This is a genomic window from Roseivirga thermotolerans (assembly GCF_014653175.1).
GTDB lineage: Bacteria > Bacteroidota > Bacteroidia > Cytophagales > Cyclobacteriaceae > Roseivirga > Roseivirga thermotolerans.
In genome coordinates this window covers 527,471-553,283 of record NZ_BNAG01000003.1, presented here as the reverse complement: position 1 = coordinate 553,283, position 25,813 = coordinate 527,471, and the positions used below count along the sequence as shown (strand labels likewise).

Here is a 25,813-nt window from a genome sequence, read left to right as displayed (position 1 = left end):
TTCCTTATTCAATCAAATAACTAAGAACCTGATGACGAATAGAAAACTCAAAGATTCTTTTCTACTAAGAATCTCTCTCTTCAGTCTCATGCTTTTCACTTTTATAGCCCCCGCCTGGGGCCAGAAGGTGGACATGGACATTTTTAAGAACATGAAAGCCCGCAGTGTGGGCCCTGCCGCTATGAGTGGTAGAATAACTGCCATAGATGTAGTAGAAAGCAACCCTGACATTATTTATGCAGGAGCAGCCTCAGGAGGACTTTGGAGGTCTACCGGTGGTGGTTTAAACTGGGAACCTCTGTTTGACGATGAAGCCATACTAGGCATTGGCGCCATTGCCATCTACCAGAAAAACCCAGACATTATTTGGGTGGGTACTGGCGAAGGAAACCCAAGAAACTCCGTGAGCAGTGGCTATGGTGTGTACCGGTCTATTGACGGTGGTGATACCTGGGAACTTATGGGACTGGAAAAAACCAGAAACATTCACAGAATATACATCCACCCGGACGATCCTAACATTGTTTATGTAGGAGCCATCGGTTCTCCCTGGGGAGAGCACGAAGAAAGAGGTGTTTACCGCACCACAGACGGAGGTAAAACCTGGAAAAAAATTCTTTATACCAACAACCTAACCGGTGTAGCCGATATGGTGGCCGATCCGGTTAACCCCAATAAAATATTTGTGGCCATGTGGGAGCACAAAAGATGGCCCTGGACATTCAAATCAGGTGGAGAAGGTTCCGGCCTGTTCATGACCCTTGACGGTGGAGATACCTGGAAAAACCTGACCGGAGAAAAAGGCCTACCCAAAGGCCCTTATGGTCGAATTGGTTTGGCCATAGCCCGCAATAAGCCGGAATATGTGTATGCCATGATTGAGTCAAAGGCCAATGGTCTTTATCGTTCGACCGATGGAGGTAAAACCTGGGAATTGAGAGCTTCGGCTGACAAAGAGCCCAACATGGGTAACAGACCCTTCTATTACTCAAGCATTTACGTAGACCCTAAAAATGAAAACAGAGTATATAGCCTTTACTCAATGGTTTCGCGCTCTGAGGATGGCGGTAAGTCGTTTGAAGTAATTATTCCATACTCTGGTGTGCACCCCGATCACCACGCCTGGTGGATTCATCCGGAAGACCCTTCTTTTATGGTTGATGGAAACGATGGAGGTCTGAACATTACCAGAGACATGGGGAAAACCTGGAGGTTTACTGAAAAACTACCGGTGGGCCAATTCTATCACATTAATGTAGACAACGAATTCCCTTACAACCTTTATGGAGGTATGCAAGACAACGGTTCGTGGGTAGGCCCTGCCTATGTATTCAACTATGCCGGCATTAGAAACAGCGACTGGCAAGAACTAAGCTTTGGAGATGGTTTTGATGTGGCTCCAATTATGAGCGACTCTCGCTACGGATATACCATGTCTCAGGGTGGAAACGTTTCGAGATACGATAAGGTAAGTGGTTATACCAAGGTAGTAAGACCTACCGAACCCGATACCGCCACAGACCTGCGATTCAACTGGAATGCTCCGGTGGCTGTAGATCCTCACAACCCTAATGGTGTTTATTACGGGTCTCAGTTCCTGCACTATAGCTCCAATCGTGGAGATGACTGGACTATTATTTCACCAGACCTTACAACCAACGACCCTGAAAAACAAAAGCAAAACGAGAGTGGTGGACTGACCATCGATGCCACAGGTGCCGAAAACCACACGACTCTACTTTCTATTGCTCCAAGCCCTGTAGACAGAAATGTAATATGGGTAGGTACTGACGATGGCAATGTACAAGTAACCCGCAACAGAGGCGAAAACTGGGAAAATGTGGCTGCCAAACTTCCAGGCTTACCGGCCGGAAGCTGGATTCCGCAAATCAGAGCCTCTACTTACAATGCAGGTGAGGCCTGGGTGGTTGCTAACAATTACCGAAGAAACGATTGGTCGGCCTATGCTTACCATACCACAGACTATGGTCAAACCTGGACACGAATAGCTGATGACAGCAAGGTGTTTGGTTATACGCTTTCCATTTTGCAAGACCCGGTTGAGCCAAACTTGGTTTTCCTCGGTACAGAAAATGGTTTATACGTGAGCTTCGATAAGGCCAAAACCTGGAACAAGTGGACCCACGGCTATCCGTCTGCCTCCACTATGGACCTTGCCTTACAAGAAAGAGAGCACGATTTGGCCATAGGAACCTTTGGACGGGCATTCTATATACTGGACGACATCAGACCTCTACGAGAGTTCGCTTCAAGAGGTGTAAACAATGCCAAAAACGAAGAACTCATTGTGTTTGACGTAGCCGATGCCTATCACATGACTTACAGACAACCTGCCGGCATGAGATTCCCTGCCGATGGAGGGTCTTATGAAGGACAAAACAAATATTTCGGTCGTGCGGCCATCAACTTCTATGTGAAAAACGATGAGGCCGAAAAAACTCAGGCCGAACCTGAAGAAAACAACAGAAGAAACAGGAGAAATAGAAATGCTGAGCCTGAGGCTGAAAAACAAGAAACCAAAAAGCTCCCAACACGCATTAAAATGAGTGTATTGGATGCTAGTGGCGATACAGTAAGAACTGCTTCAAGCACCTATAAAAAGGGAGAAGTAACTTCTATCTACTGGGATCTGCAAAGAAGAAACCCATACCCTGTTGAATTCTCAGGCAGAGGTGGCGGATTTGGTGGTTTCGGTGGCTTTGGTGGAGGAAACCAAAACCGCGAGCAGACAGCCGGAGACGTGCTTCCTGGCGATTACACTGTAGTAATTGAGTTGGGCGACAACAAAGTAACCAAGCCTGTAAAGGTACACTACGACCCAAGGATTTCAGTAAGCATGGCCGACCTGAGAGCTAAGCAAGACTTTTTGGATGAAGTACTTAAAATGTCTCAGACCTTTGCTAACCTTACCAACAGAGTAAGAGAAGCCAATGACATTATTGAAAAAGTAGAAGCTGAAATGAAAAATGCCGATAAGGACGCAACCAAAGAGTTGAGCGAAGCACTAAAAGCTCTGAAAGAAAAATTTGAGCCTGTGCAAAAGCTTACTACCGGCATAAGACAAGAGCGTGGACAGGCCGTGCCAAGAGAAAGCTTTACCACAGCCAACAACTGGCTGGGTCAGGCCCGCAGATATGCCAGCTCCAGACTTACAGCCCCAGGGCCAAACGAAAGAAGTCTGAAAGAAAACGCACAGAAAATGATGAATGAAGCCATGCAGATTGTTAATAATTTCTTTAGCAACGAGTGGCCGAAATTTAAGGCAGTCTATGACAGAACTAACCTAGACTATTTCAAAGATTTTTCTGACCCAATCAGAAACTAGGATCATTAAAATCTTATCGGAAAAGCCTCGCCCATCAGCGAGGCTTTTCTTTTACCCCTGCTTCAGAGCTTACATCTCTAAGCATTATAGTTCACACTTTAAAAACGAAGTGCTAATTTCACGGCAAAATGAAGACGAGCATGAGCAAAGCAAACTGGCAAACCGTAAAAGAATACGAAGACATTACCTACCAGAAGTCCGGCACGGGCGTGGCAAGAATAGCCTTCAATCGTCCGGAAGTAAGAAATGCCTTCAGACCCAAGACTGTGGCAGAACTTTTCGATGCCTTTTTAGATGCTCGTGAAGACACCTCCATTGGTGTAGTGCTTTTTTCTGGCGAAGGGCCATCGCCTAAAGACGGTGGCTGGGCCTTTTGCAGCGGTGGCGACCAAAGAGCCAGGGGCCACCAGGGTTATGTGGACGATGATGGTATGCCACGACTCAATATTCTTGAAGTACAGCGGCTTATACGCTTTATGCCCAAGGTAGTGATAGCTGTAGTGCCCGGTTGGGCCGTTGGTGGTGGCCACAGCCTTCATGTGGTTTGCGACCTCACTCTGGCCAGTAAGGAACATGCTATTTTCAAACAAACCGATGCCGATGTGACCAGTTTTGATGGAGGCTATGGCTCGGCCTATCTGGCTAAAATGGTAGGACAAAAGAGAGCCCGCGAAATTTTCTTTCTGGGAAGAAATTATTCGGCTCAGGAAGCTTTCGAGATGGGTATGGTTAACGCTGTTATTCCTCACGATGAACTCGAAGACACCGCTTATGAATGGGCACAAGAAATTTTACAAAAGTCCCCCACCTCCATTAAGATGCTCAAATTTGCCTTTAACTTAACAGACGATGGCATGGTTGGACAGCAGGTTTTTGCCGGAGAAGCTACTCGACTGGCTTATATGACCGATGAAGCCAAAGAAGGAAGAAATGCCTTCTTAGAGAAAAGAAAGCCCAACTTTAAAGACATTAAGTGGATTCCATAAAATAAACTGGAAAATAATTCGAATGGCCTTATCTTGATCCTATGCTTGAGGTTTGGCAGAGCATTTCACCATTTGTTTTACCACTTTATTATGTGGCCATATTTTTTGTGGTGATCGACATTCTGTTGGAAAACAGAAATCCGCTCAAAACACATTCTTACCTCTTGCTATTGCTCCTTTTACCCTTGCTGGGTATAGTTATTTACCTGTTTTTCGGGCAAACCATTCGCAAGCGTAAGATATTTGCCAAGAAACAACTCATTAACCAGGCCTTTGGTGACCATTATTTCAAGCAACACGTAGAACGAAAATCCAGAAATCATGTGGTTCCAGAAGGACTGGAGCAATACGAAAAAGTAATTCGCTTTTTGAACAAAGACCTTTCTCCGCTTACGCGTAACAACAAAGTGACGGTGTTGCAAAACGGAGAGCAGAAGTTTCCTGAACTAATAACCGCACTCAAGGAGGCAAGACACCACATTCACCTTGAGTATTACATCTATGAAGACGGCCTCATTGGTCAGGAAATAGCCCAAATACTCAAGCAAAAAGCCTCGGAAGGGGTGAAAGTAAGAGTAATTGTAGATGGAGTAGGCTCATTGGGACTACGCAAACCCTTCTTTACCGATCTGGTGAGTGCCGGAGTACAAATTGTAGAATTTATGCCGGTACTCTTCCCATCATTTACCAGTAAGATCAACTACAGAAACCACCGCAAAATTCTGGTAATCGATGGCATGATAGGTTTCACCGGAGGCATAAACATTAGCGACCGATACATTAACAATGGTCATTCCAATGGCTACTGGAGAGATACACACATAAAAATTGAGGGTGAAGCGGTAAAAACGCTTCAGTTTCTCTTCATACTAAGCTGGCAGTTTGTAACACAGGAAGAGTTACTGCCGGACAGCAGCTTTTTTCCCACCTTTACTACCCATGGGCACGATATGGTTCAAATAAATGCCAGCGGCCCTGACTGGGAGTTGGCCAGCATAATGGACTCTTTCTTTCTAGCCATTAACTCCGCTCGCCATAAGGTGCGCATTGCAACTCCGTACTTTATTCCTACCGAAAGCATTCTCGATGCCATAGTAACTGCTTCGCGCAGCGATATAACTATTGAGCTGATGATTCCTGAATCGTCCGACTCGTGGATTGTGGAAGCAGCCTCTCGTTCGTTTATTAAACAGTTGCTGGAAGCCGATGTGAAGGTGTACCACTACAGAAAGGGCTTTTTACATTCCAAGGTGATAATTATAGACGACAACTTTGCTTCTGTTGGCAGTGCCAATATGGACTACAGAAGCTTTGACTTAAACCATGAAGTGAACGCCTACTTCTACAATGGCGAAGTGGTACAGCAACTAGCCAGTGCCTTTGAAGCCGATAAGGCCGACTGTGTGCAACTAGGACTCCAGAACTGGAAAAAACGCAGTATTCTTCAAAAGCTTAAAGAGTCGGTATGCCGATTGTTGGCCCCGCTTCTATAATTCTTAACCCAATTTTAACTTTTAGCTTTGGCCGAATAGACGCGCTACCTTTAGTTTAGCACCCGTATTATGAAAAAGTACTTAGAGATAATCATTTTATTGGTGGTCATTGGTTCTACAGCCCTTGGTCAATCGCTTAATGAACAAACGCCCTATGTCATTCTGGTATCGTTCGATGGATTCAGGCATGACTATGTAGAAAAATATAATGCCCCCAACTTTAAGTCATTTATAAAAAATGGTGTGGCAGCAAAGGCCATGATTCCCTCCTTTCCTTCTAAAACATTCCCCAATCATTACACCCTGGTAACAGGACTTTACCCAGACAACCATGGCCTGGTGGACAATACTTTTTACGATAGCGATCTGGACCTCATATACCGAATAAGCAACCGAGAACGAGTGCAAAATCCTGCCTTTTACGGTGGTCTCCCCCTTTGGCAGCTTACCCAGCAAAATGGCATGAAATCGGCCTCCTTCTTTTGGGTAGGCTCTGAAGCCCCTGTTCAGGGGCAATTCCCTACATACTATAAGATATATGACGACAATCTGGCCAACGAACCTCGCATTGAGCAGGTTGTAAACTGGCTGAAACTGCCGGCCCCGGAACGACCAAACTTTATATCGCTCTACTTTTCGCTGGTCGATAATGCCGGCCATGCCTATGGACCTGATCATGAAGAAACCAAGAAGGCGGTACTGGAAGCCGATCGCCTTTTGGGCATGCTTAAGAAGCAAACCGATGCGCTCAACCTACCCATTAATATCATAGTAGTTTCCGACCATGGCATGGAACCTATTGAGCCCAAAAAGGAAAAATACATCGAGGCCGGTAAACTGCTTGAAGGCCTGAACAATGAGGAGGTTCGAATGATAAACAATGGCCCTCACGCCCATTTTTATGTAAACGATGAACAAATAAGGCAGCAAACTTATAAAAGGCTAAAACAACACGAAGGGGCTTATCAGGTATATTACAAGCAAAACCTACCACCACATATGCATTACGGAACGCATTCACGTATTGGAGATATCGTTTTGGTGATGAAACCTGGCCACTACATAAGTTCTGAAGGCAGAATTAAACACAACATTGAAAATAAAATAACCCGAGGCGAACATGGGTTCGACCCTAAAACCACTCCAACTATGGGGGCTATATTCTATGCCAATGGCCCCAACATTAAAAAGGGTTTGGTGATCGAAGAATTTGAAAATGTGCATGTATACCCGCTTATAGCCGAACTCTTGGGCATTACCAAAGTACCGGCAATAGATGGACAACTGGAGGTTTTAAAAGGTATAATCGAACGTTAGAGTATAGCCTCTAACATTTGCAGCACTTCCGTTTCGCGGTTCCATTTTACGCGGTTCTTTTTGAGATACTGCTTCATTCGCTCCTCCTGAGTTTCTGAGAAAATAAGCTTTAGCGAACTACGCGAGAGACTAATTTCTTCATAGGGCTGCTTGTCGCTATTGCGCCAAAAGTAGCGCTCCTTTAAAACGTATTCTTCAATTTTAGGCCCGGAGTAGCTATCCTGCTTCATATCGGGTCGTTCCAATACTTTATCGCGGTATTTAATCAACTGAAAATTTTCCTTCATTATAAGCTGCTGGCAATACTTGCTGTAATCGGGAAAACGCTTAAAACTATGCCAATCTACCTTCACAAAGGTTTCTACCTCACCCTCAAAGTTCTCCAGCAACAACACCTCTATCAGGTCTTCATTGGTTTCAAAAATTTCTTCAGTACCTATTTTCTTCAAATAGAGTTGATCCTTTTCCGTATGGTAGTTAATGAGAAAGTAGGTAGAAGTATCGCCCCCAACCACTACAAAGCGGCCTTTGCGCCACTCATCAAAACCCAAAGGGCTTCCCTTAATATTGCTGGGATTAATCACGGCCATCAGGTCGGTGTACTTACCGCCACCCCCATAATTCAACTGATTCAATTCTATTTGTGCATTTAGTGAAAAGGCACTCAGAAATATTAAGAGAGAAACAATGTATTTCATAGGACTTGCTAATGACTGATAAACAATTTACATATAGTTTTACACTACTAAAACTCCGATTTTGTTTGCCTTTCAGGTACATTCGGGTACCTGAGGAATGTGTATGTTTGTACGGAAATGAGTGCGGTAAAGTCTAAAAACCTAAGAAACATCTGGTATGTCGCCTGTCATGGCAGCGTATTAAAACAAGGAAAAACAATTGAAAAGGAGATTGATGGTGAAAAGATTTGCCTTGGCCGCGACAATGAGGGCAAGCCTTTTGCTTTAAGAAACCAGTGCCCACACCGCGGCATTCCGTTGACCTATGGCCACTTTGACGGTTGCGAAATTGAGTGCTGCTACCACGGTTGGCGCTTTAAGACCGATGGAGTTTGCTCTAAAATTCCGGCATTGCCACCTCATTCACCACTGGATGTTTCTAAAATAAGAGCCCCCTACTATCCGGTTCGTGAGCTGCATGGCATTGTATTTATCTATATGCCCAAAGACATGCGCAAACCGGAAGATATGGATGAAAGCCTCTTTCCACATTTTCCGTTAGATCAAAGTAAGTCCTTCGATCTGGTAACAGCCAAGAGAATGGATTGTGGCCTGGATCATTCGGTAATTGGGTTAATAGATCCTGCTCATGTGCCTTTTGTGCACCAGTCTTGGTTTTTTAGAAAAAAGACCAATCTTAAACTAAAAGAAAAAAAGTTTGCTCCTTCTCATCTGGGATTTACCATGGTGAGGCATGCTCCATCTAAAAACTCTGCTGCTTACAAAATTCTAAAGAAGGAACAGACCACGGAAATAAGTTTTCAATTGCCAGGCATACGCATTGAGCACCTGAAAGTGGGCGAAAACGATATTGTAATTATGACCACACTCACCCCTGTGAATGATCAGGAAACTGAACTAACACAGTTTGTCTATACGGACATAGGGTGGTTCAAACCTCTGAAGCCCATATTCTATCGCTTCGCCAACAGCTTTATTCAACAAGATGTTGATGTGTTTAAAAAACTGAAGGAGGGGCTTAACAACAACCCTCCGCTTATGCTTATGGGCGACCCCGATATGCAAGCCAAATGGTATAATGCCATTCGTAGCAGGTATGAAAAGTGTCAGGAAGAAAAAATTCCTTTTGAGAACCCTATTAAAGAGCAAACCCTTTATTGGCAGACTTAATTGGTTAAGGGCTCTGGGGTTCGGGTAAGGTCGATTTAAAGAGCCGCGTAGCCGCTTTTCAGTTCCTGAGTTACTGATCTCCCGATAGGCTCTTCAGCTCATCTCTGACCTTTTTAGGCAGACTGGCAGCTACCAGTTCATACGAATGATCTGTGAGTTCTTTGATGAGGTTATCGGGTACGGAACCATCTACATACACAGAGTTCCAATGGTGCTTATTCATGTGCCAACCGGGCTTAATGCCAGCCCATTGCTCACGAAGCTCAACGGACCTTTCCGGATCACACTTTAGGTTAACAAATTCGAAGGTATCGAGCCCTGTTACGGCAAACATTTTGCCCATAACCTTAAACACGAGCGTATCGGGGCCAAAAGGGGTCCCTTCGGTCACTCCGGGTTTATTCAGGCAATAGTCTCTAAATTCGTCCAGATACATTACATACGGGAAATAAAACGCACTATTATAACTGTGAGCGCAATTAAAAACATAATGATGGAAATTTTATTGATTCCATGCATTACTCTAAGGTTAAAGTTTGATGGACGATTGGGATCTTTTTTTCGAAAGAAATAGCCTAATACAGGTCCAAAGTCGAACGCTTCTTTGGTGGTGAGTTTTACCCTTTCCTGTTTTTGTTCTTTACGCTCTTCAACTGACATAGTCTTACATTTACACTTCCACCGCCTTTGGTTCAATCCATTTACCATCGGCTCTGATAATCTCAATTAGCTCATCTACAGCCTGTTCGGAGGGCACCCCTCTTTTCATTACTTCCTGCCCTTTGTAAAGGGTTATTTTCCCCTTACCCGATCCTACATAACCATAGTCTGCATCGGCCATTTCTCCTGGGCCATTCACTATACAGCCCATAATCCCAATTTTAACTCCTTTCAGATGATCCGTCCTTTTGCGTATCATGGCTGTCGTTTCTTGCAGATCAAACAAGGTTCGTCCGCAGCTTGGGCAAGAAATGTACTCAGTTTTTGTCATACGGGTTCGGGCTGCCTGAAGGATACCGAAAGCCGTAGTATTTTTTAGTTTAATATCTGAAAGTTGACCCTCTTTGTTTGATTGGGGTGTTGAAGTGAGCATTACACCATCCCCAAAACCATCGACCAACAGACCTCCAATGTCGGTAGAAGCATGAATAAGAAAGGCCTCGGCATCACTTACCTCAAAATTTCTGATCACAACCACCGGAATATTGAGCTTTCTTCTTACCAACTCGAAGAAAAACCTTCTCAGAGCGGGCATAGCATGTGTATTATCGGTTTCCAACAACACTACCAGATTATCCGCTTCCAAAATCATCATGGTGTCCTCATCAATATCTGAGGCGTTCAGGCGAATAAAATTTAGCTGGTCGTCACAATCTTCCGCTTGGGCCAATTGCTGAAGATTATATACTGGAAAACGTCCTTTTTTATCAGTCAACTGCTTCCATACAGGGTAATCTACTAATTCTTTCAGGCCATTGGGAAGCATAAACGGAATGCTTTTATTACCTGAGTAGATATAGTCAGCACCTTGATCGTTCATGGTCCATTTATCGGGCTCCGGCAAATAGAAATGGCCAACACTTTTAAGGTCTTTTACCTCAATGGTATTTAGACTACTCATATCGGCAATTACCCTTGGCACATTTACATCTCCTATGTTCAGTACCTCTCGAGAAGATCGCTTGTGGTAGAGAAAGGGATCGATGGGTGATTCATCTATTTCCGGTATTGGCCGGTGATCTTTTCTGTCACGGTATCGGGCTACCAGTTTTCGGGCTACAGGTGCTTCAAACTCGGGTTCTTCTGTGAGGGATACACGCACTGTATCGCCAAGGCCATCTTCTAGCAAGGTGCCAATTCCTACAGCCGATTTAATCCGGCCGTCTTCGGCTTCTCCGGCCTCAGTAACCCCAAGGTGCAGTGGGTAAGGCTTAAGTCCTTCCTCATCCAGTTTTTGAACCAACAGCCTATAGGCTTCTACCATAACCTGAGCATTGCTGGACTTCATGGAAAGAACAATCTGGTCGAAGTTCAGGTCTTCGCAAATCCTGAGAAACTCCAAAGCAGATTCAACCATACCCAGAGCCGTATCGCCATATCGGCTCATAATACGATCGGACAATGAGCCATGGTTGGTGCCTATACGCATGGCCGTGCCGTGCTTCTTACATAGTTCTACCAGTGGGGTAAAGCGTTCCCTGATCCGGTCCAACTCAGCCTGGTAGGTTTCATCGGTATATTCAATACTCTCGAAACGTTTCTTATCGGCATAATTTCCCGGATTAATCCGAACCTTCTCTACTATTTGGGCCGCCAGCTCGGCAGCATTGGGGGTAAAGTGAATATCGGCTACCAAAGGCACATGGCAACCCCTCTTTCTGAGTTCGTTTTTAATGTTTCTCAGGTTTTCCGCCTCTTTGAGGCTTGGAGCGGTTATTCTTACTAACTCGCAACCGGCCTCTACCATTCTCAACACTTGTTCTACCGAACCCTGCGTATCCATGGTATCGACCGTGGTCATAGACTGAATAACAATGGGATTATCTCCCCCAATAATCACCTCACCTACTCGAACGGGAATAGTTTTTCTCCGGCTGTAGCTGACAAGGCTGTTGCAGTATTTTTTAGCTAGCGAGATGGTCGGCTCCATAAGTTTTTTACTTGCTGCAAAGGTAACCCGAAATGAGAGAATTTGTTAATGAATTCATATATCGCCTAACTGCGGCCTGAGTACAATCTCTTCTACCACCGTTTGTGGCGATAGGCTATGCGCTGCATATATAGCTTCGGCAATATCTTCGGCTTTCATAAATCTTTCTCTGGGTAAATCTACTCCTTCCCAACTGGCGGTGTAAGTAGCCCCGGGCAATATAGAGGTAACCCGTATACCATGTTCTTTAAGTTCTTCTCTCAAACACTTGGTGAAACCGAGCAGTGCATATTTGGAAATGGAGTAGCTGCCTCCATTAGGGTAAGCTGTAATACCGGCAATAGACCCGGTAGTAAATATATGCCCTTGTTTTCTGGCCTTCATATCATCTACCAATGCTCTGGTAAGGTGATAGGCACTGTAGAGGTTGGTCTCTATCATTTTCTCCAGATTGCCCTCGGGTTCTGTGTGAATTGAGCCGGGCAAGAAAAGGCCTGTATTATTGAGCAATACTTCAACTGGTCTGTTCAGCCCCTTCACATAGGCCGCAAAGGCGAGCACTTCTTCTTTCCTGGCCATATCGGTGGGTCTAAAGAAAACCTCTCCCTCTCCTTTTTCCTCAAGTTCTTCTTTGAGCTGGAGTAAATCGTCTGCACTTCTGGCGCAGGTCACTATATCGAATCCATTGAAGAAGAACTTCTCTGCTGTGGCCCTACCTATGCCTTTTGTTCCACTACTAATTACCGCAAGTTTTCTCATGGCCTAAAGGTACTTTTGAATAGAGGCACATCAAAATGCTTTCTTTGTACTTGGAAAGAAGAAGACTTAAATTGAATGAACCATAAGGCATTCGTACAAGTTTTGTTATTTTGCCGTTGTAAGGCAAGACCATCAGGCCTTGTTTTTTGAGCTTTATGAGCAACTTAGGAAGGTATATTTTATTTCTTGGCAAGCTTTTCACCAACCGCGAAACGTTCGGCACTTATGTGAGGCTCACTCTCGATGAGTGCATTTACGTAGGTATAAACAGCATTGTCCTGGTTTCTATTGTATCTATTTTTATGGGAGCTGTTTCTACCTTGCAAACGGCCTATAATCTGCTCAATCCGCTTATTCCGGACAGCGTAATTGGTTTGGTAGTGAGAGACCTAACCATTCTTGAGCTGGCCCCCACTATTACGGCCATTATATTTGCAGGTAAGGTTGGTTCAAGCATTGCCGGCAACCTGGGCACCATGCGCATTACCGAACAAATCGATGCTCTGGAAGTGATGGGTATCAATTCAGTTTCTTATCTGGTTCTACCCAAAATAGTGGCTACTCTATTCATGTATCCGTTTCTGGTCATTCTTGCCGGTTCTCTTGCCATTGCCGGTGGCTATTTAGTGGCCGAATTAACCGAAGTATTAAGTCCGGCCAACTACTTTACGGGGTTAAAAACGGAGTTCAATGAGTTTAGTGTAACCTTTGCCCTTATAAAGTCCGTAGTTTTTGGTTTTCTGGTATCATCAATCTCTGCCTTTATGGGCTATTATACCAAAGGTGGGGCGCTGGAAGTAGGGCAATCGAGCACACGGGCGGTAACCGTGAGCTGCATTGCTATTTTACTTAGTGATTTTGTTTTGGCTCAACTACTGCTTGTACGATGATTGAAGTAAAGAACCTTACCAAATCGTTCGAAGATAAAACGGTGCTGAACGACATCAGCGCTACTTTTGAGCAGGGCAAAACCAACCTAATTATTGGTGCAAGTGGCTCAGGAAAAAGCGTTATGCTTAAAAACATTGTGGGGCTATTCAAACCTGACTCGGGGGAGATTCTCTACAATGGCCGCGACTTTATTAACGCTAACCGCGATTTAAAAACGGAAATCAGGCGCGAGATTGGTATGCTTTTTCAAGGCGGTGCTCTTTTTGACTCCATGAACGTGGAGCAAAATGTGAAGTTCCCGTTGGATGTACTTACTACTATGCCTGAAGATGAGAAGCTAGACCGTGTAAATACTGTTCTAAAACGGGTGAAGCTGGAAAACACCAACAAGCGTATGCCCTCTGAAATTAGCGGAGGTATGCAAAAACGAGTGGGCATTGCCCGGGCTATTGTAAATAGCTCCAAATACCTTTTCTGTGACGAGCCCAACTCTGGCCTCGACCCTCAAACATCTATTAAAATAGATCAATTGTTAGCCGAAATCACCGATGAATACCAGATAACCACGGTGGTTGTGACTCACGACATGAACTCGGTAATGGAAATTGGGGAGTATATTGTGTTTATTGGCAATACCAAAAAGTTATGGGAAGGTAACTCAGATGATATTATGCATTCGGGTGTTCAGGAACTAGATGACTTTGTCTTTGCTAACAAAATGATGCGCAAATTCAGGTCTTTGTCTTAAAACAAAGCTGTTACCTGAATTCTTCCTAAGTGTACCGTTTGGTTATCACCAGATTTTCGACCATCATACCTTACCAATAATTGCAACCCATTGCTCAATCTTTGCTGCCAGTTCAGGTTCCAGGTGAGGTTGCTTCCGGGCCTTAATGCTTCCAGCAGTTCATAACCAACGGGAGAGGTTTCAACGCCTTCAAAGTCGATATCTATATACTTAAAACTAGCCGTAATGCTGGTTTTAACAGCTTTAGAATAACGTGTATTCAGTCCAAACTCTGTTAGGAAGGCACTTTCTGCTGATGCCTCTGTGAGTACATTTTGCTTAGACTTATAGTTGTAGCTGCCTGTGAGCCTAAAGTTTCGCGAAGGCTGAATGGTAAGCGATGGATTAATACTGGTGAACTCTACCCGGTAGTTTCGTTGTGTGAGCACGTTAGACCTGCTCAAGCGAATTCCATCTACATAATTGACATCTATATTCAGTCCTTTACTCACATTCCATCTCATGTGGTAGCGAAGGTCTTCGTTGAGGCGTTGCTCAAAGCCATTGGCCAAAAGCTGTTTATTTTCGAGTTTGGCTAAGCCAACATCGGCACCAAACTTTGAGTTGGTCTTATTGTAAAATAAGGTAGATCGCAGGTTTTCATTATAACCTAGCACTTGATCATCGGCCACACTGGTTGGCCACAATCTTTTAGCAAGCTCTTCTTCTGTAATTTTAGCATTGAACCCCCATGCAGTACTGTTAGACAATCGGGCCAGTATTTTTCGTAAACCGGTTTGGCTGAGCCATTCTCTGGGAAAGTTTATGTTCAGCCGATAGCTGATTATGGTGTTAAAGGCCTCTTCAAATGTATCGGTGGGCACAAATATCTTCACATAATTCTTCTCATCGGGGTTTACTGCCAGGTAAAATTCGTTAAGGTCTTGCACCCCATCTCCATTGTCGTCTCGCCAGGTATGGGTTCCTTCACCGGTAGGCACCTGAATAAAGATAAATTCCCTCCTGAGTTCGCGGCTGTTGGCCAGGTTGTAGTTTAAATCTGACTGCACCATATCCTTAAAAAAAGAAGCAGCCCAGTCCATTCTACCCATAATGGTCCGGTCGAGCTTGTCAGAGGCCACTGCATTCAAATTTTCAAGTTCTCTGTAAGTAAACAGCAAATACAACCTGTTGGACGGGTTGAACTGGGTGCGAAAAAAGGCATTCCAGGTATACGACTGGTTGTTATCTACCAACTCACCATTTACCGGTAGCCTGTCTTCACGAGTCTGGTAGTCTATACCGTAGCTTGTCTTAAGTGTATCTGCATTTTTAAGGTAAAGGGTATGCTCTTTAAAGTGCATGGCTGTTCTTACCACCTCACCGGTCGCTTGCTGGCGAACCTCATTCTGGTCTTGTCTATAGCGATAGCCCGGAATAAACCATTGGCTTTGGTAGGAGAAATCGAGGTTGAGCCGGTTCCACTCTGAACGCAATACAGTTTGGTCATTATGCATCCAGTATGCGCTCGATTTCCACTGAAATGGCCCCAAACGCTTGTTAAGCGACAGGCTATGTTGGAAACCATCGACAGCCTCGCCCCGCTTTCTTCTCACCATTGCATAGGCCAGTGCGTTGCTAACATTTTGAGACAGGTTCAAGTTGAGTTGAAAAATGTTTTCGGTGAAGCTTGTGCTAAATTCCTGGGGATTATAACTCCAGTCTCTATCGAACTCTATGTACCTGAGTCGATCAATAAAGGTAAAAGATTCGCTATTATACTCGTATGAGAGGCTGGAGTTGAGCACATAGTTGGGTAAGAAGTTAAGTTTACGGTCTTTGGAGGTGTGAATAAGCTTATAGGCCAACCCGTCATCATCATCGCTATCGCGTTGCGAATAGAGATTTACATCGTTTTTTGAAAAAGCAATTTCTGCTTCAATAGCATCGGTTTTGTTTAACTTAATGCCACTAGCCAATGTGGCCATCGATTTCTGGTTGGGAGCATGGAGCAGGGCCACCGGCTCGTAGTTTCCCTGCGGCTGACCATTCAGAGGAGCAATCCAATCATAAACTCTTCCGTTGGCCGTGGTATTTCTAAGCCGATAATTTCCATTACCCTGGCCTACTTCCGAAAAGCGGACATCGAAAAAAGCACTATCGGGATTGGTGGAGTACTGAAATATATCATAATCATTACCCAAGTTGTCAGTACCGGTGGTCTTGCGGTAAAGAATACGATCTGGATTATAGGCCACGCTATCTACACGGCTGGTCACGGCTTGGTTCAGGTTGTCTCCGGCATTGGCCAGTATGAGCTTCTCTTCCTGGCTAAGGTCAAAGAGCAATGGCTGATTTCGGTTGTCCTTTTCGCTGTAATAGTTGAAGGCAAAGTTTAGCTTTTCATTCTGCTGGTAATGACTAGCCTGTATAATAGACCGGCTGTAGTTCTGATCGGAAAACTCATAGTCTACCCTTATACGGGTAAACTTAGTAATGAGTACCCGGTTGGTAAACGTAATTTCACCAAGGTTGTAGTCTATAATGTAGTCATTGTCAAAACCCCTGGTCAGTTGTTCTCCATCAATAAACACCTTCTCCGATCCGGCCAAAATAATAACAAACCGCTCGTTGTTCGGCCCTCTTACGCGATAGGGCCCCAAAACACCCTCTATGGGCTCTATACTCACCGAGGCAAACCTACCTTTGGCCACAGAACCGGCCACAGTAGTTTGTGCCTTAAAGCCTCCTTTCATGTCGTATCGGGTAGAAAATTGCGCACCTTGCACGTTTTTGTAGTAGCGCAAAAAGTGTGAAGCCCCATTCTGTAACACTACATCTCCACCTTTCAAACGCCACTGGTCATTGGAATAGAGTTCTATAAATACATTATCAAAATCCTGAATTTGTTGGGTGTTCCCTTCGGGTTGAAAGGGCACGTTCCGGTCGGTAATCACGGCTCTCAGATTTACTCCATTGGTCAGTTGTCCTTCCATCTGTAGGTTGAGTGTAGAGTTCACAAATACATCTTGCCGATTACCGAAAGATATTCCGCGAGAAATACTACCGGTTTTGTAGATGTTCTCTGTACTTACAATTTCTTCGCGTTTAGGAATGGCCAGCGCTTGCTTGTATAAAATAGCGTCTTTGAAAAGAGCCGTAGAATCATAGATATCGAGGGTTTTATTGGCTCGCTTGCTGTGCAAGTCGAAGGGTAAAGTGGTATAACACACCCGCACAGAATCGTGAAGAGCGTTTTCAAAGCTTATTGAATTGCTAGAGAGATTAAAACTAAACTGCTGCAGGCTGTCGGGGGCTACTATTCGTATAGACTCTGGAAATACGGTTAGAGAATCGAGTACCTGAGGGTTCTTGTGGGTCTTTATCCATCGGCACCGCTCGAAAGGCGACTGAGCCCAGGCGGCTACAGTAAACAATAAAAAGAGAATGCCGAAAATACCACGCTGCACAATCAATCGGTTAATGGGAATTCCAAAAAGAAGGTGGTTCCCTCATCGGGAACAGACTCGAACCATATACTCCCTCCGGCATGCTCTACCCCACGCTTAGCTATGGCCAGGCCTATCCCGGAACCTTCTGCCTTTGTAGTGAATTTAGGGATAAAAATTTTCTCGCTGATCTCCTCCGGAATCCCCACTCCATTATCGGAAAAGGTAATTCGAGCCTTATTATGGGTCAATACCAGTTCTACCTCCAGTTTTCCGTCTCTTTCATTCGGAATTGCCTGCGAAGCATTGAGAATTAGGTTATTGAATATTCGTCCCAGCAACTGATCATCGCCCATAATCCACACAGGCTGTCTTGGAATATTGGCCTGTATTTCCATTTTATCTTCGTTAAAGAGCCTTACCGATTTTTTTAGCACTTCTACCAAATTAAGCCTTTCACTCTTTGGCATAGGCATTTTAGCAAATGAAGAGAATGAAGTGGCAATATCACTTAGGGTCTCTACCTGACTCAGCAGGTTATCTATTGGCTTGTTAAACTCTATATCTACATTTGGCGCTGCCGAAAGCACTCTTTTCAGGTGTTGCAGCTTAAGTTTCATAGGAGTAAGCGGATTCTTAATTTCATGAGCTACCTGCTGTGCCATCTCTCTCCAGGCACTTTCCTTCTCGCTCAGTGCCAGAGCCTTTTTACTCTTCTCCAAATTGCTGAGCATTTTGTTGTACTCCCTGACCATCAGACCAATTTCATCATCGGCTGGCCAGGAAATGGGCTCGTTTAGGTTGGAGAGTGTAGTAGTCTTAATCTTCTCTGTGAGGTACTTAAATGGATATGTGAGTATTCTGGAAGCCAGAAACGACAGCACTACAAAGATGACAAAGATGAAGGTGAATGAGTTGAGTATGTTGGATAGAATATCGCGTTGTTCGGCTTTCAACTGTTCTTCCGAATCGAAAAACGGCATACTCAAGACTCCCAATAAGGCATTATTTTCGTTGGACCGGATGCCATAATAAGTAGCCTTATAACTCAAGTCGAGATTACCCACCCGTTCAATATACAGCTCTTCGCGCTCTCCGGATTCCACAATTCCTGCCATGGCCTGTGGGTTAATGAAAGGTGCTAGTAACTCATTATCGAAGATAAGCCGTTGGTTGGTAGCGATCAGTCGGCCATTGGTATTGAACAAGTTCATGTCGGCCCGGGCATATTGGCTTATTTCTGCAATTCGGTTTTCAAGGGCCTCATTATTCTCATTCTGCCCTTCCAAAAAGGCCTGCAACTGGTTGGCTATATTTTGTGCTGCACTTTCAGTAGTAGAAAGGTACTGATTCTCAATATTGGTCTCCACCGTTTTGTTCACCAGCCTGAGTACCACAATACTCACAATAATAAGTGGCAAGAAGAAGGCAAAATTGAGTAGAATCTGAATTTTGGCTGAAAGCGTTACGGATTGCTTTCTCCAATTGAAGTAGCCTGCGGAAATTCCGAAAATGAGAATAATCATGGCTACCGTAAACAAGAAAAAGATGCTGAAGTTGGTAATTACATACTGTAGGGGGTAGTGATGGTTAGAGATTATATACACCTGGTTGTTGGCCTGATTTTTTACTGCCAGATGGTCATAACCCGCCAGGCTCATTGTTCCATCGTAAATAGCCGGATTGGAGAGCATGCTCACATCGAAATCTCTTCTGTAGTTAAAGTCGCCAACACTCTTTACCAGCTTCTCTCCTTCAAACACGGCATAGTCTAAATGCCTCAGACCTTGAGATGGAGCCGACTCGCTTAATAAAAGCCTTGGCAATATGCTATTGTTAAGCACCTCCTTTCTATCGAGAATGACTATTACATAACCAATTATGGTATTGTATCGCTTTATTTCATTGAACAGATAGTATTGATTGAGTGCTACCGGATAATTACTTCTATTGAAATAGAGTCCCTCAACAGAGGTTTCTTTTTCCGGCCTGGCGTGGCTCTGTAAAAAACCATCGTAATTCACCGTGGTAGCCGAACTAACAGGAGCTCCCCGACCATTAAACAAGAGAATATTTATCTCATATTTATCGAAGTAATCGCCCAGAAACACCCTTTGTATTTTTTGACGGATAAGTTCTTTGGAAGAAAATGGATTGGTAATGTTGGCCTGTATGAGCACATCTGACTCTATGCGTTCTTTTGCCTGAGACAACAAGTATTCGGCTTCCCAATCATTTTCAGACAAAAGCCTGGTGGCTAACATGCGCTTATTGGACAGCCGCTCTTCTTTTATGTGACTGTCCAACACCACACTACAAATGGTGGCCACCAACAAAGCGGTAGTAAAGAGGTAAAGGAAAGTGGAATAGTTGGCCTGACTTAGCTGCTCCGCAAAATGAAAGCCCACTACTACAAGTAAGTATATGGCCATTACAAGGCCCACAGTTACATATTGAGAAGGCCAACCTACCGATACAATTACCAGAACCAAGCAAATTGCACCCAAGACCATTAGTACCCATTTTCTCTTGTCGGTTTTGCTTAGCTCTATACTCAGATAATGAGCAGAAATAAAGGGAATAATACCAAGCACAAAGATTCCCCAATAAGCCATGAGCTTGAAGGGCGAGAAGTTGATGTCTGTTCCTACATCGAAAGACCACTGCGAATTGACAAACAGTGAGCTTATCTCCTGAACAAAATACAGCAGACTGGCCAGCAAGAAAAGAGTACCTCCCACCACCGCCAGAGGTTTAATCTTATGGCGATCGGTTTGACGTTTTCTGAGTCTAAGGAAGGTGAAAGTAACAATGGCCACTATGGCCAACTGATTAAGTAAAAAATCGCCCAATGACGGTTGCCATAAGCTTTCGGCAAACTGATCAGGTTCAAAAAGTGACCACTCCACTACACTTAGCGGATACTCATAGCGCAACATAAAGTAGCGGGTAACACCAATGAAAATGACTAAAACCAACACACCCAGCGTCAGATAGTTTCTATTGGTGAGGTATTGGGCATAGTCATAACCCGACCTCAGGAAAAAGTAAATAGCCACCAGGTAGAGCACCAATATAAAGACCGCATACTTCGGATAATCAATCTTCATGCGTTGGGTTCCTTCGTACGAAAAGAGGAAAATACCCTCCGGAGCATAAATATTTTTACCATTCTCCTGTTCCTGAGCATTGAGTGTGAAAGATGAGCGTCCAAAAATTTCTCCGTTTAGCCCGTGTTCTTCAAAACTTTCGTTGAGAGCCACGTCCGATGTAAGCGGAAGGAGTGCGTAAATCTCAACTACGCGGTTTTGCGAGCTGTTAATCACTTTGCGCTTTACTATGTACTTGCCACTCTTGAGCTCCAAAAACCGATAAATGTAAGTACCATCCAGTGTGCCATATTTGGGTACAAAGCGGTTGGTACTCCAATAGATTACCTCTCCGTTTTCATAGATGAAATATGGCATTTCATCATTGCTCTCAAAACGGTTGAAAAGACGACTCAGATCCACTACGGCTATGTCGCTCAATTGCTGCAACAGCCCATCCAGCTCATTGAGTTGTTTGTGCAGATTTTCCGTTATGGTTTCCTGAGGGTTTACCCTTCTCCTTTGGTCAGAGAAAATAGCTTCGTCAATTATCAGGGTGAGCCCAACCAATAATACGCTCAACAAAAAGGCTTTGTGCTGGAATAATAACTGTCGAATGCGGCTCAATCTAATCACCCTTTTTTCTACGATGAAATCTAACAATAATTTCCCGCATGGGAAGAATTAGGGAGCACCAAGCAAAAATATTACCTAAATGGCGGTGAATAGTTTGCGTAGTGAAAGAATTACTTCATAGAACCCCCAAACTTTAGCCCCCCAAAGAGATAGAGGTAGAAAATACGGGAATAACGAAACATGAGGGGATAGAGCAGCACAACCTCCGATATGATTGCGATCATATAAACGTTTTCGGAAACCGGATGAAAAAAGAGGTAAATGATAAAGGCAGACACCAGAAAGAGCCCCACAGAGAGCCCATAGCTGATGTACATAGCGCCATCGAAAAATCGTGGTTCTCTCTCAAACTTCACCCCGCAATGGCTGCAATGCGTATTAATTTGCGTGAACTTGCTCAGATTGTAGGCCGTGTGTTGGAAAAGTTTGCCCTTTCTGCATTGAGGGCACCTACCCTGCAATACTGCCAGCACCTTTGGCTTTTCTGACATTTTTTCTACTGGTTTTGTACCAAATAATGGCGATAGCTGCTACCAACACGTATGGTGTAAAGAACAGATAAAGTATACCAAGGTTGAGATTGGCTGCCATGGAGGTATCTCCGGCACTTACGGTAGACTCAACGGAACCACGGCACATGGCACATTGCGCTAGTAATTGAGTTCCTGAAACCATCAGAAATAACCCAATCCATACCGATTTTCTCCAGAGCTTACTCATGCTGCAAAGATAATTCTTAATGCTCATAATTCCCATTAATGCATGTAATAGGGAGAAATCATCAAGTAAACAATAACACCCGTAACAGATACATATAGCCAGATTGGAAAAGTATACTTCACAATCTTTTTATGCTTATCGATCATGTTGTTGAGGGCATAATAGAAAGCCAGTAACACAAGCGGCACAACCCCAATGGACAACAGAATATGAGAAATAAGAAAGAAATAGTAGATGTACCTTGAAGCTCCTTCGCCTCCATAAGGAGTAGATTGAGCACTGGCATGGTACAAGACGTAGAGTACAAGAAATATAGCGCCTAAAATAAAAGCGGCCGTATTCATTTGTTGGTGAAGCTTGATCTTCTTTTGTTTTACCGCTATAAAGGCCGCAATAAGACAAACCGAAGTAAGAGTATTAATAGCCCCTATGGCATGTGGAAGGTTGTACACCCACTCACCCAGGTTGAGTTTGGTAGGTAAGCCAAGCAATACAGCCACTGCGAGGGGTATTGCTACTGAAAGGATACGAATCCACACCATCGACTTTTTCTTTTCCAGCGTTTGTGCCATACTATTCTTCGGTTTTTAAAATTCTTAACTCAAGGATAAGGCGGTCTGTTTCTTTCCGCTCCAAAATATTGTAATAACCCCGTATTCTCCCTGCGGCATCTACCAGCACCACACGGTTGTCAAGAGGGGTCATGGCCATGGAGCAGTATTTAAGTTCTGCCCAAGATGCGCTATCCAGCGCCTCCATATTCCAAAACTGATCAAGAAACTGAATACGCCTGTTATAATCTGTTATATCATCCAGTGCAATGGTCTGACTGTTAAGAAACGTGTTTAACCGGATATGATCGTCTTCATAGAAGACATCTTGCACCCGCTCCAATTCTTCTAAGCGAGACTTTAGAACGGGGCCATCGGCTTGTTCAAAATGGACAATATTAATACCTCCTTTTGGAAGCAAATCTGAGTTAACAAGGTATTGCTTATTGGCCTTGTCTAAACAGGGAGTTGAAAGCGAGTCGCCAAGTCCTTGCTCGTAGTATACCGGTATAGTGAATTCGTTTCTCCCAAAGAATTTCAGGAATAGAAAAATCATTACCGGCAGAGCGATTAATAAAAACAGAAATACGGCCTTCTTTCCCATGCTTTATAAACTAAAAAATCAGGCCAATGGATTTGACCTGATTCTGTACTTAATTAAAATCTTGCTTCATCTAATGCGATTCTTCCACGTGCTCTGTTCCTGCAGGTTCATAGTCCTGCACACCCTTAGATTCTTTTATGGCTGCACCTTCCAGGTTTACCAGGGCCACAATAAGCCACACAATAAAGATCATGGGTAAAATGATTGAGTAAATCAAACCTTTCACTTCATGCCCCAGGTGCATAAACTCAGAGACAATGTAGAAAGCTTTAACAATGGTTAAACCAATAAATATTGCTGAGCGTAGAGTTCCGGCATCCATAGTAAAGGCAAATACATACTCTATTGCCGTAACGAAAGCCAGTATACCGGCTATCTTCCAAATACCCAGTATTTTCGATCTGTCGGCCGGTTGAGCCACTACGTTAGTTGTTGCTTGTTCCATTATAAAAAGTCTTTTAAATCAAGTAGAAGAAAGTAAACACAAATACCCAAACGAGGTCTACAAAGTGCCAGTAGAGGCCAACTTTTTCAACCATTTCATAGTGCCCTCTTCTTTCATACAGGCCATTGGCTGCATTAAAGAAGATAATTACATTAAGCACTACCCCGGAGAACACGTGGAATCCGTGGAATCCGGTAATAAAGAAGAATAGTGCGGCAAAGGCCGGAGGTCCATATTGATTGTATGTGAGGTTGGCTCCAAATATTTCATAGTTTTCTTTCCAAACTCCGTTGATCACTACATCACCTATGGTTGCTGTATCAGTTCCGGCAATAAAGTGACTCCACTCCCAAGCCTGGCAAGACAAGAAAGCAAAACCACCGATAATGGTCCATAGCATCCATTTTACCACACCCTTTTTATCCATTCTGTGTCCTGCCTCTACTGCCAATACCATGGTCACAGAGCTCAAAATGAGGATGAAGGTCATTAAACCAACAAAAACCAAAGGAAGCTCAACACCATGAAAACCAGGGAAGGCCTCATATACCTTTTCCGGAATTGGCCAGTACTCAGTTGAGAAGGTGAATGCATCTGGATCTCCCTTATAGGCCGGAGCACTCCAACGCAGGAATGCATAGGTAATGAGCAAACCAGAAAAGGTAAACGCATCTGACAGTAGAAAGAACCACATCATCAGCTTACCATAGCTGGCCTTCAGAGGCTCTACCCCTCCACCCCAGAGGTTCTTTTTACTTATTGTAGCAGTAGTTGCCATAGATTTGGTTAGTTATTTAATGATTCAGCAATAAAAATATGAACAAATAAATCCAAAGTCCGCCTAAGAAGTGCCACCAGGTAGAACACATTTCCATGTTGAGCATGTTCTTGGCGTGCACCTTATATTTGTAAGACGAAATTAGCATATATATCAGATATATCACACCGCTGACTAAGTGCAGGGCATGAACAAAGGTAAACACGTACAGGAAGCTTCCTGCGGGGTTACCGTTAAAGTAAATGTTATTATCTACCAACTGCCCCCAGGCTTTAACCTGTCCTACCAGAAATAGAATTCCCAGTACTGTTGTAATAGCCAAGGCCAGTTTTACCTGCTCCAGTTTGTCTTTTTTAGCCGCCATGTAGGCCCATTGCATAAACACACTGCTCAACAGAATAATGGCCGAAGTATACCATAGCATAGTGGGCAAGTCGTATATCAACCAATCGCCATCGGCCTGGCGCACAATGTGAGCACTGGTGAAGGCGGCAAAAATCATAACCACCGTCACGATGAACAACCACAGTGCAAATTTTTTAGGATGCATTGAAAGGGGTTGTTCCACCGGTGTATCTACAAGTTTGTAATCTTCAGCCATCATCATTTTACCATATCCAACAAATACGCAATCTGCACAATCGGTAAGTACAAAAAGGAACCAAACATGATCCTCAATGCCGACTTACGCGACTGATCTCTCATTAACTTAATGGTTGAGGCTAAGAACAGCACTCCACAAACCGTGGCAACAACTGCCGAGTTTATACCTGTAAGACCAAAATACGTGGGCAACAGGCCCAATGGAATCAGGAACAGGGTATAAGTCATAATCTGAAAAGCCGTTTTCATATCCTTCTCCCCTTTTACCGGAAGTAGCTTAAAACCTGCTTTTTTATAATCATCATCGGCCACCCAGGCTATCGCCCAAAAGTGTGGAAACTGCCAGATGAATTGAATTCCGAAAATAATAAGCGCTTCATGGGAAATAGACCCCGTTGCCGCAGTCCAACCCAACAATGGAGGCAAGGCTCCTGGAAAAGCTCCCACGAAAACGGCAATTGGCCCTACTCGCTTTAAAGGTGTATATACAAAACTATACAGCACCATAGAGAGCAATGAAAGACCAACAGTAAGCAAGTTGGTAGATACCCACAAGAGGCCAATTCCTAAACAGGCCACTACCAGAGCAAACCACAGCGATTCAGAGTTAGATAATCGTTCGGTGGGCAATGGACGGTTTTGAGTACGTTTCATTACCCGGTCATAGTCTTTTTCCAACACCTGATTCACAGTACACGAGGCTCCGCTCACCAACCAGCCCCCCACAAATAAAGCAGCCAGTTGCATCCAGTCTACTCTGCCACCCATAGCCAACGCATAGCCAAAGGCAGAGGAGAACGCTACCAAAAGCGACAGCCTCATTTTCATTAGTTCCACAAAGGCTTTCACCTTTTGAGAAACTGTGAGTTCTACATTGATATTTGCTGTGTTATTAACCATT

22 protein-coding genes are annotated in these 25,813 nt (G+C 44.0%); 7 read left to right on the top strand and 15 right to left on the bottom strand.

Translation table 11 applies throughout. The annotated features are described in order from the left end of the window. Positions 1 to 31 precede the first annotated feature (31 nt). The 4 genes from IE164_RS12410 to IE164_RS12395 all read left to right on the top strand — a co-directional run bounded on the left by IE164_RS12410 (position 32) and on the right by IE164_RS12395 (position 7,142). Positions 32 to 3,346, top strand: coding sequence for a VPS10 domain-containing protein (locus IE164_RS12410; RefSeq protein ID WP_229838664.1), 3,315 nt, complete (start codon positions 32 to 34; stop codon positions 3,344 to 3,346). 140 nt (positions 3,347 to 3,486) lie between these two features. After that, positions 3,487 to 4,332 carry a 1,4-dihydroxy-2-naphthoyl-CoA synthase gene (locus IE164_RS12405; protein WP_189630549.1) on the top strand — a complete coding sequence of 282 codons (846 nt, stop codon included), beginning with the start codon at positions 3,487 to 3,489 and terminating at the stop codon, positions 4,330 to 4,332. Between the two features lie 41 nt (positions 4,333 to 4,373). Then, complete coding sequence (gene cls, locus IE164_RS12400; protein WP_189630548.1) at positions 4,374 to 5,825, top strand: cardiolipin synthase; 1,452 nt, start codon at positions 4,374 to 4,376, stop codon at positions 5,823 to 5,825. A 69-nt stretch (positions 5,826 to 5,894) separates the two neighbouring features. After that, complete coding sequence (locus IE164_RS12395; protein ID WP_189630547.1) at positions 5,895 to 7,142, top strand: alkaline phosphatase family protein; 1,248 nt, start codon at positions 5,895 to 5,897, stop codon at positions 7,140 to 7,142. Here IE164_RS12395 and IE164_RS12390 read toward each other — a convergent pair. Beyond that, positions 7,139 to 7,840, bottom strand: coding sequence for a hypothetical protein (locus IE164_RS12390; RefSeq protein ID WP_189630546.1), 702 nt, complete (start codon positions 7,838 to 7,840; stop codon positions 7,139 to 7,141). The genes IE164_RS12395 and IE164_RS12390 overlap by 4 nt on opposite strands. A 117-nt stretch (positions 7,841 to 7,957) precedes the next feature. Between IE164_RS12390 and IE164_RS12385 the strand changes: the two genes are divergently transcribed. Next, positions 7,958 to 9,010: a Rieske 2Fe-2S domain-containing protein gene (locus IE164_RS12385; protein ID WP_189630545.1), complete on the top strand. Its 1,053-nt coding sequence runs from the start codon at positions 7,958 to 7,960 to the stop codon at positions 9,008 to 9,010. 70 nt (positions 9,011 to 9,080) lie between these two features. Here the strand turns inward: IE164_RS12385 and IE164_RS12380 are convergent, their stop codons facing one another. From IE164_RS12380 to IE164_RS12365, 4 genes are read right to left on the bottom strand one after another with little or no spacing between them, the layout of a single operon-like run. Next, positions 9,081 to 9,446 carry an MmcQ/YjbR family DNA-binding protein gene (locus IE164_RS12380; protein ID WP_189630544.1) on the bottom strand — a complete coding sequence of 122 codons (366 nt, stop codon included), beginning with the start codon at positions 9,444 to 9,446 and terminating at the stop codon, positions 9,081 to 9,083. Continuing rightward, positions 9,446 to 9,670: a DUF6728 family protein gene (locus tag IE164_RS12375; protein WP_189630543.1), complete on the bottom strand. Its 225-nt coding sequence runs from the start codon at positions 9,668 to 9,670 to the stop codon at positions 9,446 to 9,448. The genes IE164_RS12380 and IE164_RS12375 overlap by 1 nt, the downstream gene beginning before the upstream one ends. A gap of 10 nt (positions 9,671 to 9,680) precedes the next feature. Beyond that, positions 9,681 to 11,660: a (E)-4-hydroxy-3-methylbut-2-enyl-diphosphate synthase gene (ispG, locus tag IE164_RS12370; protein WP_189630542.1), complete on the bottom strand. Its 1,980-nt coding sequence runs from the start codon at positions 11,658 to 11,660 to the stop codon at positions 9,681 to 9,683. Positions 11,661 to 11,714: 54 nt separating this feature from the next. Continuing rightward, positions 11,715 to 12,419, bottom strand: a complete 705-nt coding sequence (locus IE164_RS12365) for an SDR family oxidoreductase (RefSeq protein ID WP_189630541.1) — start codon at positions 12,417 to 12,419, stop codon at positions 11,715 to 11,717. 155 nt (positions 12,420 to 12,574) lie between these two features. On the opposite strand from IE164_RS12365, the gene IE164_RS12360 reads away from it, so the two are divergent. Together IE164_RS12360 and IE164_RS12355 are read left to right on the top strand one after the other, a co-directional pair. Continuing rightward, positions 12,575 to 13,309 (top strand): MlaE family ABC transporter permease, encoded by a 735-nt coding sequence (locus tag IE164_RS12360; protein WP_189630540.1) that lies wholly within the window; start codon positions 12,575 to 12,577, stop codon positions 13,307 to 13,309. After that, on the top strand, positions 13,306 to 14,058 hold the full coding sequence (locus IE164_RS12355) for an ABC transporter ATP-binding protein (protein ID WP_189630539.1): 753 nt from the start codon (positions 13,306 to 13,308) through the stop codon (positions 14,056 to 14,058). Before IE164_RS12360 ends, IE164_RS12355 begins: the two co-directional genes overlap by 4 nt. On the opposite strand, the gene IE164_RS12350 is transcribed toward IE164_RS12355, so the two are convergent. The 10 genes from IE164_RS12350 to cyoE form a co-directional block, all read right to left on the bottom strand. Next, positions 14,055 to 17,507: a DUF8818 domain-containing protein gene (locus tag IE164_RS12350; protein WP_189630538.1), complete on the bottom strand. Its 3,453-nt coding sequence runs from the start codon at positions 17,505 to 17,507 to the stop codon at positions 14,055 to 14,057. The two genes, IE164_RS12355 and IE164_RS12350, sit on opposite strands and share 4 nt — an antisense overlap. A gap of 2 nt (positions 17,508 to 17,509) precedes the next feature. Then, the gene (locus IE164_RS12345; RefSeq protein WP_189630537.1) at positions 17,510 to 21,157 is read right to left on the bottom strand and encodes an ATP-binding protein; all 3,648 of its coding nucleotides are present in this window, start codon (positions 21,155 to 21,157) and stop codon (positions 17,510 to 17,512) included. A gap of 164 nt (positions 21,158 to 21,321) precedes the next feature. Next, positions 21,322 to 21,702, bottom strand: a complete 381-nt coding sequence (locus IE164_RS12340) for a DUF983 domain-containing protein (RefSeq protein WP_189630536.1) — start codon at positions 21,700 to 21,702, stop codon at positions 21,322 to 21,324. Next, the gene (locus tag IE164_RS12335; RefSeq protein ID WP_229838662.1) at positions 21,662 to 21,931 is read right to left on the bottom strand and encodes a CAMCR motif-containing small membrane protein; all 270 of its coding nucleotides are present in this window, start codon (positions 21,929 to 21,931) and stop codon (positions 21,662 to 21,664) included. The genes IE164_RS12340 and IE164_RS12335 overlap by 41 nt, the downstream gene beginning before the upstream one ends. 35 nt (positions 21,932 to 21,966) lie before the next feature. Further along, entirely contained in the window at positions 21,967 to 22,503 is a 537-nt protein-coding gene (locus tag IE164_RS12330; RefSeq protein WP_189630535.1) for a DUF420 domain-containing protein, read from the bottom strand. A gap of 1 nt (position 22,504) precedes the next feature. After that, complete coding sequence (locus tag IE164_RS12325; protein WP_189630534.1) at positions 22,505 to 23,086, bottom strand: hypothetical protein; 582 nt, start codon at positions 23,084 to 23,086, stop codon at positions 22,505 to 22,507. Positions 23,087 to 23,156: 70 nt separating this feature from the next. Continuing rightward, complete coding sequence (locus IE164_RS12320) at positions 23,157 to 23,531, bottom strand: cytochrome C oxidase subunit IV family protein (RefSeq protein WP_189630533.1); 375 nt, start codon at positions 23,529 to 23,531, stop codon at positions 23,157 to 23,159. A gap of 13 nt (positions 23,532 to 23,544) precedes the next feature. Next, positions 23,545 to 24,309: a cytochrome c oxidase subunit 3 gene (locus tag IE164_RS12315; protein WP_189630532.1), complete on the bottom strand. Its 765-nt coding sequence runs from the start codon at positions 24,307 to 24,309 to the stop codon at positions 23,545 to 23,547. 16 nt (positions 24,310 to 24,325) lie between these two features. Further along, positions 24,326 to 24,910, bottom strand: a complete 585-nt coding sequence (locus tag IE164_RS12310; protein ID WP_189630531.1) for a cytochrome c oxidase subunit 3 — start codon at positions 24,908 to 24,910, stop codon at positions 24,326 to 24,328. A 2-nt stretch (positions 24,911 to 24,912) separates the two neighbouring features. After that, positions 24,913 to 25,812, bottom strand: a complete 900-nt coding sequence (gene cyoE / locus IE164_RS12305) for a heme o synthase (RefSeq protein ID WP_189630530.1) — start codon at positions 25,810 to 25,812, stop codon at positions 24,913 to 24,915. Position 25,813: the final 1 nt, after the last annotated feature.